The organism is Coleofasciculus sp. D1-CHI-01, from assembly GCF_040218875.1.
In the GTDB taxonomy this organism is placed as follows: domain Bacteria; phylum Cyanobacteriota; class Cyanobacteriia; order Cyanobacteriales; family Coleofasciculaceae; genus Coleofasciculus.
On sequence record NZ_JAVJQP010000064.1, the window covers coordinates 35224 to 47258 of the forward strand.

Below are 12035 nucleotides of genomic sequence, written 5' to 3' on the forward strand. Positions count from 1 at the left end.
GATTGATGAGCTAAACACAGACCTGAATCCTTACCAAAAAAGAATGGAATGAGACCTTATATTATATAAGCAGCAAAAAATTACCCGCTCAACTATTCGCCGAAAGAATTCAACAACATTGGGGAATTGAAAATCAAGTACATTGGGTAAAAGATGTAGTTTTCCAAGAAGATAATTCAAGAATCAAAGATTGTGCGGTAGCCGAAAAATTTTCTTTATTGACAACTTTAATTATGAATCTTTATCGAACTTGTGGTTTTTTGTCAATTAGTCAAGGGCAGGCGTGGTTAGGAAAACATTGGCAAAAAATGTTGCTAATTTAACGATTAATAGATTCAAGGCAACTAATTTCAATAAAAAAGAAAACTCAAAAAAAAGACAAGCCAAACCTGGAAATCACGAATCGGCAAGAGATTCAGCTTTTTTGCAGCCATAAAATAAGCAAAGAGTTGGGCTTAAAAATATTTTTGAATAGAGAGAATTAAAACTCGCAAAAGAACGGTTTTGATCAGCAAAGATTTTGCTTTTATTTTGGTATATTTTTTGAAAATGAAAATCCCCTGCTTGACAAGGGGAGGGTTAGGGAGGGGTTCAATCAAGGTATGGTGGATTTTTGACCAATGGCACGCCATGTACCCCTACCTCGATTGGTGTTATCTATGAACCGATGCAGATGGGTTTATCAGTTTATAGGTGACTTCTTTAATCCGGTGAACACTATTGATCTGAATGCCTAGATTCAACAGAATTTCCCACCCTTCACCTAAAAGATTCAGTCCCAATAATTTTCCTTGCTCAAAGCATAGGCTATGTTCTTGGAAGTTATTTAATTTGATGACTTTCCCATTCCAGACTAAAGACTCTAAAAGTACGGACTCCGTATCATTCCCATTCAGGAAATGACCAGAGCAGCTAAATTTACCTTTGCCAACTCCATGCACCTGAAACTCATAACAGAGGGAGTTATCTGAACCGGACTTAGCAATAACTTTGGCTAAAGGCTGGGAAGCAGCAGGGGCGGCAACGGAAACGGTTGAGTAATTGTGATTCATTGGAAGTCTATAGGTAAAGGACAATCCTCGTGTTTCAGATAACACCCTGTCAATATTTGAGTATTTACTATCGTATGTATTGCGCTTAATTAATATTTATAACATTTTGTTTACAATCTGTCTAGTCTTCTCATGAAAATTGCTGATAACCTTCACTTATCAGTCAATTAATTAATCTTTAATTGTAGAATTAAGCTTTGGTAAATTTATTGCTGTCAGTATATTAAAAAACGTAAATTTAAGCGGCAAAGGTTTATTTAGAAGCATAATGCGCTAATCTGAATGAAGAGTGTACATGCAACCTACTTCCACCCAGCGATCTCTCACGCTTGGGTTTCTTGAGTGCCACTCAGCGTCATTGGGGCGTCATTGGGGCGTCATTGGGCGCGATCGCGAGATGTCCGATTCATATTCTAATTTTTGTAGGTATCAAAATATACCTGTAGAGACGTTGCATGCAACGTCTCTACAAGGTTGGCATAAAAGGGGATCGTCAACCCGGAACCCGGATTGGGTATGATGACTGATGATCGCTGGACAGGATTAACTGGAAAACATAGTAAGTTCCGCGCCAAAAATATCAGTGGAATGAGCCGCTACAGTCTGAACATCAACATTCTGCAGCGTTGCCATAATCGCATAATTACCTAAACCGATCATTGTATCATTGCCTTGTCCGATCAAAACTACGCCGCGTAGCTCGGAGAGTCCCAAGTCAATTTGGTCTTGATAGGGGTTAAAGTTATTAATCTCACTAGATCCCCACATTTCTAAGCTAATGGTATTCTGTCCACCGCCCAGCCAGATTTGATTTTGACCTCTACCTGCATTAATTAAATCATCACCTGAACCACTGTAAATAATGTCATTTCCATCTCCGGTATTAATCGTGTTTACCCCTTCACCCGCGTAAATGGTATCATCACCAGAACCCGTGGTAATCGTATCATTTCCAGAGCCACTATAAATCAAATTGTCACCATCTCCAGCATCAATTATATTGACCCCTTCATTGGCATAAATGGTGTCATTGCCAGAACCTGTGGTAATTGTGTCCTGATCGGAACCGCCATAAATTAGATTATCACCACCTTTAGCTTTAATCCTATTTGCTCCCTCACCACCAAAAATGACATCATCATTGAATGTGCCTTCAAGCAAATCATCACCATAGGTTCCAAAAATGTAATTCATCGACTTTCTCCAAGTGTGTCTTTTGATAGTGGATTATCTAGAATTGTCTTGACTCGACAACAATCTTGGATATGTCTGCCAAGAAGCCGAGTTCCAAAAATCCAATTAAATCTGGCAGGGATTAAACCGCATTAATCTTCATTCTTGAACAATTTATTTTTTAGCCAGTGTATTTTTTAATTTAACTTAATTTTATAAACTTTTGCCTTATTTTTTATGAAGATTGGATAAAGAAATCATGATAACTTGATGAAGTTTTGGTCAAGAGCCAACGTAACTTTTGTTCCCCCCTACAGCGTGAAGCCTTCGCTATAGCGAGGAACGAGCTTTAACCCAAGGCGGGTTAAGGCTCAACCAATGAATCAGCCAAGCTTATATCATCCAAAATTTGAAGCGACAATTCAATGAATGTATTCCTGTATACATAGACTATAAGGTTAGGTTAAGAAATTTTCTAACATTCATAATCTTTTTTTCAGATAAAATTTCCAAATAGGGTGTATGCTTAAATGTGGAGGTTAACCTGTTCTTAACCAGAGAAACTCCACACTACTGTTACGAGGGTCAATGCCAATGGTTGGTGTGGTTTCACCTCGCCCAGAGCGGGAGGTCGAAATTTTACATGTTGTTCCTGGTCGTCTAAGACTCCGAGTCTTAGGAGAGGAACCCGGAACCGTATTAAAAGCGGTGACGCCCCAGCTGCGAAAGCAGGTCGGCGTGCGAGAGATACGAACCAATGAACAAATCGGAAGTTTACTCGTTACCTTTGATACGAATCAGTTATCTCTAGCTCAACTATTTAAGATTCTGGGGGATTTAGAAATTGCCGAAATTAAACAGCCCCAGAGTACGGAACCTTTAGACGCAGAGGCTTGGAAAAAAGCGGGAACTCAGCTTCAATCCTTCATTCCCTTATTGATTGGACTATTGATGACAAGGCAACTGGGACTTCAAGGATGGCGGTCAATTGCAGTTTATCTACTGATAGCCAATGTCGTCCGTCAGATTATGCAGAACTTGGATTTGGCAAAAGGTGAGGCAGAAGGGAAGGCAGAGGGTAAAAGCATACCCTCGAACAACGTCAAGGAGCAGAGGGCAGAAGGTCAGAAGCAAGGTGGCAAAGCAGAAAGAAACAATGCTGATTTAAACGGACATTATATTCCAAATGCTACACCTGATCAGCAGAATGGCAAGCAGTCAACCGTTGCATTTGATGCCAATTCAACGGTTGTCTATCGCTTAGTTCATGCGGTTCCTGGACGGATGCGTTTTTGTGTTCCTAAAGTTACCGAAGATTCAGCCTATCTGCGCCGATTGCAATCTTTAGTTAAAAAGGATGATTGGATTACCCAGATGCGCTGCAACAGCACCGTCGCATCGGTGGTGATCACCTACAACCCAATGCAGGTTTCCGAAGCGGAAGCTGGGTTACATTTCATTAGTCTGATTCAAATCGCTGCTAATCCTGACTCCAGAGAGACGGGGAGCCGGGGAGCAGAAGATGTAGAGACGTGCCATGGCACGTCTGAGAGCCAAAAAACTGAGGAGATAGCCGAGCCGGATTTGCCGCCACCGGAGACAAGTTCAGCCGAGGCGAATTCGTTGACTCCTCCGGTGCAGGTAGAAGAAGAGGATCACAGCAGTGAGGAGGCTGGGGAGAGTTCTGTTGATCAGGATGTACAACCCGCCAACACTGATGATTCTGTAGCTAATACATCAGAACCAACGGAAGACGCTCAATCCGCGATCGCAACTTCAGTGAATCCTTGGTTGGAATTTAAGTCAGCAGCGCTTTCCACCCTGCTCAGATTGATGGCAAAAATGCCAATCGTAGGCGTTTAATCCCAGTTGCGATCGCTCCCTATATTGCTCACCAAAATAAATTGTATTGACAGAAAGAGAGGGTGGTGAAAATGAAGCAAGTGCTTTTGACATCTGGCAATGTTTCCCAGAAACAGACAGCAGCCATGGAACGCAAATCGCCAACTGTTGTTAAGCAGACAAAGCCAAAAACACGACAGTTTCAGGTAACCTATCGAGTGGTTCACTCAACACCTGGACGAGTGCGGTTTCGGATTCCGCGCATTGCTCATGATTCTAACTATGCTCAACGGCTGCAAAGGCTTTTGGCAGCAGAACCCCAAGTTACGTCTGTGCGGTTAAAACCAGCCGCCGCATCGGTGGTGATTCGCTATCTGCCCAGTGAACCCGATAGCCAGATGCGTTCCCGGTTAGGGAAACTGATACAGCTTGCTACTAATGCGGCGCTAACGATTCCAGAGAATCCGACGCAGCCAGAGAAGTCACCGGAACCCGGAAATTGGTCTAGATTAAAATTACCGACGTTAGCCACACTGATTTCTCTGATTAGTGGTCCATTGGGGTTATCGTTCCATCCTTTAATTGTCGGCGGGACAATCGCACTAGCAACAATACCTGTGGCTCGACGGGCGATCGAAAGTATTATAAATGAACGTCGTCTCAATGTGGATTTTCTGGATCTAACGGCGATTACAATTATTACTGCTCAACGCCACTTCCTCACCTCCTGTAGTATGTTGGGGCTAATTGAACTGGGTGAGTCAATTCGAGAACGCACGGCGCGTTCCTCTCACAGTCAAACCTTAGACTTACTCCGTTCCTTGGCGCAGGTTGTTTGGGTGGAACGGAATGGCGAAAAACAACAAATTCCGATTGAGCAGGTACAGCCAGAAGATACGGTGATTGTTTATCCGGGGAATCAGATTCCCGTTGATGGGCAGATTCTCCAAGGTAAAGCCCTGATTGATGAGCAAAAACTCACGGGTGAAGCCATGCCCGTGGTGCGAAGTGAGGGGGATAGCGTTTATGCCTCCACATTGGTACGGGAAGGACAACTGTATATTTTAGCCGAACGCATTGGTGCAGATACCCTGGCAGGACGAACCCTGAAATTACTGCAAGATGCCCCAGTTCATGATACTCGTGTAGAAAACTATGCCGCGAAAATTGCCGATCGCATGGTACTGCCGACTTTATTATTAGGTGGGGTCATCTTTGCTCTAACTCGGAATGCGGCGAGGGCGGCGTCGATTTTAACCATTGACTTTGCCACCGGGATTCGGGTATCGGTACCCACTACTGTAATGGCGGCGATGTTAAGTGCAGCACGTCAAGGGATTCTATTGCGGAGTGGGCGGGCGTTAGAACAGTTAGCGCGAGTGGATGCGATCGTTTTTGATAAGACGGGGACATTGACACAGGGCGATGTGGCAATGATTGGGATTAAAACCGCTGATCCCGCCATTTCTGAATTAGATGTGCTGCGACTTGCAGCAGCAGCAGAACAACGGATTACCCACCCGGTTGCGGAAGCCGTGATCCGTTACGCCAATTATCAGGAGGTGATTATACCCCAGCGCGGTGAGTGGGATTACCAAGTCGGTTTAGGGATTCAGGCGCAAATTGAAGGACAGACGGTGTTAGTGGGGAGCGAACGCTTCTTGGTGAAAGAGGGAATTGACCTAGAGTCATTCTATACCGCCCATCCTGAAGTAAAGACAACCGGATATCCAACAATTTATGTGGCAAGTAATGGCAGACTGCTGGGGGTATTGCAATATACCGATCCCTTGCGCCCAGAAAGTGCCGAAGTGATTGCCATGTTGCGGGACGAAATTGGGGCGGAAATTCATATCCTAACTGGGGATAATTGTCAACGGGCGGCGACTGTGGCGGCTCAATTAAATATTCCTCCCAGTCATACCCACGCCGAAGCCTTCCCCCAACGCAAAGCCGAAGTGGTGCAGCAGTTACATGAAGCGGGGAAAACGGTGGCGTTTGTTGGCGATGGACTGAATGATTCAGCCGCATTAGCTTATGCTGATGTATCGGTATCCTTCCGAGATGGATCAGATATTGCCCGCGAAACCGCTGATGTGGTGTTGATGCAGAATAACTTGCAGGGTTTAGTCGAAGCCATTGCCATCGCCCGGAATGCTAAAGAGATTATCCGCCAGAATACCAATATTGTCGCTGTACCTAATTTATCGGGTTTAGCGATCGCGGCAACGGTGGGATTAAATCCGATGACGGCAACTTTAATTAATAATGGCTCTAGTGTCATCGCTGGCGTCAACGGATTACGCCCTGCACTCAAGGGGGATAAAGCGGCGATTGAGGTTGAAGTTGCTAGCGATTAATTGGAGTTTTTCCGACTGTAGGGGCGGGTTTCATTATTATCTGATGTTGTCACCCGGATGTGACTAAACCCGCCCCATCTCCCCTGATTCCGTAGAAGGGCGGGTTTAGTTAAGTTAGAGACACGACAGAACGTTATCGGTAAAACCCGCCCCTACAACCAGGTTTCCCTCTTTCCCTGTTATCTCAACCTAAAAATTTTCAATCTACGTTTGGAGGTGTTTTATGAGTTTATTCAATCTCGAAGATTTAGTCGAAGACATTGGTATTCCCGGTGTTCTTATCGGTGTTGGTGCTGTTGTTCTTGCACCAATTTTTGGTCCGGCGTTGGCGAAAGCAGGCAAACCTGTTGCCAAAGCTGCGATTAAAGGTGGCATTGTCTTCTATGAAAAGAGCAAAATTGTCATGGCGGAAGCTGGCGAAACCTTTGGTGATTTAGTGGCGCAAAGTAAGGCAGAACTAGCGACGGAACAAGACGAGAATAGCATTGTCAAAGTGTCTAATCATCCGGAAACGAATTAACACTGTATCCCTAGGATCATGCATTTTCCTAGGTAGGTTGTTAGAATAACAGTTCCGGAAAAGTTTTTTGAATGAAGGAGGTACATTATGGCGTTTAAAATAACTGATCTGTTTGAAGATCTGGGGGTTCCCGGTGTTGTGGCGGGTATTGGTGCCGTTGTTGCTGCGCCGTTGCTGATTCCGGCTGCTGTCAAGGTGGGGAAACCTGTTGCCAAAGCGATGGTCAAAGGTGGAATTGTCTTTTACGAAAAAGGTAAAGGGATGATCTCAGAATCTGGTGAAGTTTTTGAAGACATCGTGGCAGAAGCAAAGGCAGAATTGGCTGAACAAAAAAGCCAAGCCGAATTGGAACCCGCGCCGAATCGTGAAGGTTAATTTCCATTAACCCTGTAGAGACGTTGCATGCAACGTCTCTACAATTCATGATGCACAATTCATAATTGATAATTCATTATGATTATCACCAATAATTCCAAAATGCCAAAACTGAAGGAAACTACGCCAGAAAGCGGTGCTTCATCCATTTATGCTGAACTGATCAGTCAAACACCAGGGCGAGTGCGATTGCGGGTAGCTCCAGAGTATCGCCAATCTGAGGACATTGAACCGCTGATCAAGCTGTTAAATGAACGTCTAGAGATTTATCGGGTACGAGGTAATATCCACAGTGGCAGTATTACTATTTTTTACGCCCAAGATTACATTAACTTCGAGGGAGTTTGGGCGATTTTGCAGGATTTAGGAGTTACATTCAGCCCAATTCCTGAACAAGAACCGAGACATTCGGTAAATGGTCAATCTGATGCGGCGGCGAGTGTAACTTATGCTGTCACTGATTTCAATCGCCGTGTGAGACGGGCAACAGATGGTAAGGTTGATATAAGATTTTTGATTCCGCTGGGATTTAGTGTTTTAGCGATAAGGCAATTAATCGTTAAGGGATTGATGATAGAAGTGATTCCTTGGTATGTTTTAGCTTGGTATTCCTTTGATAGTTTTATTAAGCTGCATTATACTAGCGAAATTCAGGAATAGTAAGGGCTAAAGCCCATTAAGCCTGGAACTAAAGTTCCGGCTAAAAGCTTAAACCCGTTAAAACGGGTTAGCAAGATTTACTCAGTAAGCTCGATTCTTACTTAAGCTTAAAGATAAGAAATTTATTTCCTGGCGTCCTAGTTTGCAATGTGCGGCTTAAGTCAGCGTAATTAGATTTATAGCACTACGGGGATACGTTAGCATATTTCCCTGTTGCCTGTTGCCTTGTTACCTAATTGTATTTTTCTAACCTCAATGCGTAGTGCTATAAAGGTTTGTGGTGGGTGACAGGCGTTTATGGCGCTAAAGCGCAACTACAAGCGCAACTACAAGCGCAATTACGAACTTTCAGGTTATTGTGTAAGGGAGAGTCTAATGCCTGAGTGACGGTGAACAAATTTAAGCAGGTTTGGCAGCTTCTCAATACGGATATCCGGGATTTAGGGAAACCGGGAGAAATTACCGAGGCTGGCGCAGAGGTTTCCAAAGCGGGGTTAGAATTAGCGATCGCGTTAGGTTTATTGGGAACGCCAGCCGCACCTGTGGCGGTGATCCCGGCTGGGTTGTCGTTTGTGGGGCTTACTCGCAAAGGGGTGAACCTGTATCGTGATAAGGTTAAGGGCAAGACAAGCTTAGAAGAGTGGGCTGCGATCGCGTTTCCTTTAGCGTATCTGGAACGTTTCGATACATTGGTGCGTGAGAATGATTGGCTACAGCAAAAAATCGGTTCTGGGATATCAAATCAAGCGGCTAAATCACAATTGGAACAACTTGGAGAATTTCAACTTGACCAGAAATTAATTGAAGACGCTTTAACCTATTTTCCCAAATCCCGGTTAGGACAGGCGTTAAATCAACAATTATCAGAATACTTAAAACAAGCAGGATTAGATCAGTACAGTATTTCTATTGTAACCGGATGGGTAGCCTGGGGAATCTATCCGATAATTGATCAGCTACTTTTCTACGAGTCAGAGACGATTACCCAACCTCTACAATTAACCCGCACCGCCGCACGGGAAACCCAAGCCACTAAAAAATATAGCAGCATTGAATCCTATTTAACGGAACAGATATCTCCTCATACCAGTAATTCTCTATTACAAACCCAGTGGAAGGTATTGGGTGAGAATTTCACGCTTCCCGATATCTATGTGCCTCTGGAAGCCCAGTTAGTCGATAAAAATGGCAAAGTTGATAAAAAAGCAGACCCGGTTACTTTAGAACAGTGGGCAAAAAATCAGCTTACGAATCCGGATAAAAACGGTCAAGTCCTATTCATTCAAGCGGGACCCGGACGGGGAAAAAGTGTCTTTTGTCGGATGTTTGCCAATTGGGTGCGAGAACATCTTCATCCCATCTGGACACCGATTCTGATTCGACTCCGGGATATTGACGCCTTTGAAAACAATATCGAAAATACCCTCCGCGCTGCGGTTAAGGCAGATTTTGTTAAGAGTGATGATGGCTGGTTAACTGACCGCAATACCCGATTTTTATTCGTCCTGGATGGATTTGATGAATTGCGAATGGAGGGAAGAACCACAGGCGGGATTGAAAAGTTTCTCAAACAGGTGGGAAATTTTCAAACCAGTTGTCAGCAAAATCCCCAACTGGGACATCGGTTTTTAGTCACGGGTCGAGAATTAGCTTTACATGGGATTGAACAATTTCTACCTCGAAATTTAGAACGGGTAGAAATTGCCCTCATGAATGACCAAATCCAGCAGCAATGGTTGGAGAAATGGTCAAATTTAGTGGGTGAGGATAAAGCTAACGTATTTTGGGAATTTTTACAGGCTGAAAACTGCCCAGAACGGGTGAAGGAATTGGCGCGAGAACCGCTATTGCTTTACCTTTTAGCTGCGATGCATCGGGATGGGGAACTATCCTTAGAAATGTTTGAGGGAACCAGCCGCGCTGATGCTAAAGTCTTGATTTATCAAAAGGCTTTAGATTGGGTACTGACTCAGCAGCGTTCTGAAGACCTGAATTTGGAACTTACTGAACAGGAGACAGATGACTTGCGGCGCATTCTCACTGAAGCGGGGTTATGTGTTACCCAATCGGGTGGAGAGTGGACTTCAATTCGTATGATTGAGGAACGTCTCAAGGGAGATGATCAAGCCAGTAAATTGTTAGAAAAAGCACGAGAACGCATTGGCGATAATCCGTTGAGAAATGCGCTAGCAGCGTTTTATTTACGACCCGCTTCTGCTGCTGACGCCACCGAAGGTGCGGTGGAGTTTGTCCATAAAAGTTTTGCTGAGTTTTTATGCGCTCAGCGGTTAGTTGAAAGTTTGAAAGAGTGGGTTGAACCGCGCCGCAGACGTGGAGGTTTTCTGGTTAGCAGGGAAAAGTTAGCTGAGGAAGTGTACGACTTACTGGGTTATGGGGGACTGACTTGGGAAATTGTCGAGTATGTGATGGCGTTGCTTGATGTCAGTCACGAAGAATTTTTGCAATTATTCCAGCGTTTGGAAGAGTTCTACCTGGATTGGTGTAATGGGGAGTTTATTAATGCAGAACCTACGAGTAATCTGCCTCAGAAAAAGATGCTGCACTTGCGAAAGTATGGTAGTTTGATGGGACTGCGAGAGGTGGATATCTATGCTGGGATAAATGTGATGATTCTGCTTTTAGTATTGAATCGTTACGCTCAGAACAGGGATGAACTGAAGGGTAAGATTAGCTTTAATCCCTGTGGTCAGCCAGATAGTGACAGTTTTGAGCCAACTCAATTACTTCGCATTATTAGTTATAGCAATAGCTTTGACCTTAACACCTTTGCAAATACAGTTAGCCAATTTCTCAGCAGTGCCAACCTCAAAAACGCAGACTTCACAGGTGCAGATTTCAGCCGCGCCGACATCAAAAATGCAGACTTCACAGGTGCAGACCTCAGCCGTACCGACCTCAGCCGTGCCAACTTTAGCGACGCCAACCTCATTGGCGTCAACCTCAGCAACGCTAACCTTAGCCTTGCCAACTTTAGCGATGCCAACCTTAGTAAAGCAGACCTCTGGGGTGCCGACTTTAACAACGCTAACCTCAGCGACGCCAACCTCAGCGACGCTAATCTTAAGGAAGCCAACCTCAACGACACTAACCTCAGCGACGCTAACTTCAGCAAGGCTAATCTAGACGGTATTACCTGGGATGAATATACTCAATGGCAAAACGTGCAAGGATTAGAAACAGCAATTAACATTCCAGAAGCATTAAAGCAACTGCTATTGCTTTCCCCACCCGATCCGTCACCAGACGCGCCAAATTCATGAGCCGTTTAAATACTGACCCATTCTACTATTCAGACAACAGACTGGAAAGACGCGATCGCATTTCTTCATCGTTACACCTCAATTCCCACCATCGGCTGGGGAGGGCGGGTTTTGTACGAAAGTTATCGGTTATGTTTTGATAGGTTAGTCCCTAAACCCGCCCCTACAGATTGGGTTGACGATAACCCGATTAATTTAGTCCGCGCAGGCGGACTTTGTTTGTGTAGGGCTGTCTAATCGCCAGGGCTGTCTAATCGCCAAGGCTGGGGGAGGGCGGGTTTTGTAGGAAAGTTATCGGTTATGTTTTGATAGGTTAGTTCCTAAACCCGCCCCTACAGATTGGGTTGACGATAACGCAATTAATTTAGTCCGCGCAGGCGGACTTTGTTTGTGTAGCTGCGATTTCTAATCGCCAGGGCTGTCTAATCGCCAGGGCTGTCTAATCGCCAGGGCTGGGGGAGGGCGGGTTTTGTACGAAAGTTATTGGTTATGTTTTGATAGGTTAGTTCCTAAACCCGCCCCTACAGATTGGGTTGACGATAACGCAATTAATTTAGTCCGCGCAGGCGGACTTTGTTTGTGTAGCTGCGATTTCCAATCGCCAGGGCTGTCTAATCGCCAAGGCTGGGGGAGGGCGGGTTTTGTACGAAAGTTATCGGTTATGTTTTGATAGGTTAGTCCCTAAACCCGCCCCTACAGATTGGGTTTACGATAACGCAATTAATTTAGTCGGCGCAGGCGGACTTTGTTTGTGTAGCTGCGATTTCCAATC

Annotated in this window: 9 protein-coding genes; 7 read left to right on the forward strand and 2 right to left on the reverse strand. The window is 44.7% G+C overall.

Annotated elements, in window-relative coordinates; translation table 11 throughout:
• Positions 1 to 26: 26 nt before the first annotated feature.
• Positions 27 to 323 carry an ISAs1 family transposase gene (locus RIB93_RS12455; protein WP_446373092.1) on the forward strand — a complete coding sequence of 99 codons (297 nt, stop codon included), beginning with the start codon at positions 27 to 29 and terminating at the stop codon, positions 321 to 323.
• 330 nt (positions 324 to 653) lie between these two features.
• Here the strand turns inward: RIB93_RS12455 and RIB93_RS12460 are convergent, their stop codons facing one another.
• The gene (locus tag RIB93_RS12460) at positions 654 to 1052 is read right to left on the reverse strand and encodes a hypothetical protein (RefSeq protein WP_446373083.1); all 399 of its coding nucleotides are present in this window, start codon (positions 1050 to 1052) and stop codon (positions 654 to 656) included.
• Between the two features lie 543 nt (positions 1053 to 1595).
• Entirely contained in the window at positions 1596 to 2246 is a 651-nt protein-coding gene (locus tag RIB93_RS12465; RefSeq protein WP_446373084.1) for a calcium-binding protein, read from the reverse strand.
• Between the two features lie 573 nt (positions 2247 to 2819).
• Here RIB93_RS12465 and RIB93_RS12470 point away from each other — a divergent pair.
• The 6 genes from RIB93_RS12470 (at position 2820) to RIB93_RS12495 (ending at position 11263) form a co-directional block, all read left to right on the forward strand.
• Entirely contained in the window at positions 2820 to 4088 is a 1269-nt protein-coding gene (locus RIB93_RS12470; protein ID WP_446373085.1) for a hypothetical protein, read from the forward strand.
• Between the two features lie 62 nt (positions 4089 to 4150).
• Positions 4151 to 6427: a heavy metal translocating P-type ATPase gene (locus RIB93_RS12475; protein ID WP_446373086.1), complete on the forward strand. Its 2277-nt coding sequence runs from the start codon at positions 4151 to 4153 to the stop codon at positions 6425 to 6427.
• Between the two features lie 223 nt (positions 6428 to 6650).
• Entirely contained in the window at positions 6651 to 6947 is a 297-nt protein-coding gene (locus RIB93_RS12480) for a DUF5132 domain-containing protein (protein ID WP_446373087.1), read from the forward strand.
• Between the two features lie 87 nt (positions 6948 to 7034).
• Complete coding sequence (locus RIB93_RS12485) at positions 7035 to 7322, forward strand: DUF5132 domain-containing protein (protein WP_446373088.1); 288 nt, start codon at positions 7035 to 7037, stop codon at positions 7320 to 7322.
• Positions 7323 to 7424: 102 nt separating this feature from the next.
• A complete protein-coding gene (locus RIB93_RS12490) occupies positions 7425 to 7982 on the forward strand; it encodes an HMA2 domain-containing protein (protein ID WP_446373089.1) in 558 nt (185 codons plus the stop codon).
• A gap of 389 nt (positions 7983 to 8371) precedes the next feature.
• On the forward strand, positions 8372 to 11263 hold the full coding sequence (locus RIB93_RS12495; RefSeq protein WP_446373090.1) for an NACHT domain-containing protein: 2892 nt from the start codon (positions 8372 to 8374) through the stop codon (positions 11261 to 11263).
• The last annotated feature ends 772 nt before the right edge of the window (positions 11264 to 12035 follow it).

Excerpts from the sequence above, each read along its gene's own strand:
- RIB93_RS12465 (WP_446373084.1), bottom strand. The coding sequence starts at position 2,246 with ATGAATTACATTTTTGGAACCTATGGTGATGATTTGCTTGAAGGCACA.
- RIB93_RS12480 (WP_446373087.1), top strand. The coding sequence starts at position 6,651 with ATGAGTTTATTCAATCTCGAAGATTTAGTCGAAGACATTGGTATTCCC.
- RIB93_RS12485 (WP_446373088.1), top strand. The coding sequence starts at position 7,035 with ATGGCGTTTAAAATAACTGATCTGTTTGAAGATCTGGGGGTTCCCGGT.
- RIB93_RS12470 (WP_446373085.1), top strand. The coding sequence starts at position 2,820 with ATGGTTGGTGTGGTTTCACCTCGCCCAGAGCGGGAGGTCGAAATTTTA.
- RIB93_RS12490 (WP_446373089.1), top strand. The coding sequence starts at position 7,425 with ATGCCAAAACTGAAGGAAACTACGCCAGAAAGCGGTGCTTCATCCATT.
- RIB93_RS12460 (WP_446373083.1), bottom strand. The coding sequence starts at position 1,052 with ATGAATCACAATTACTCAACCGTTTCCGTTGCCGCCCCTGCTGCTTCC.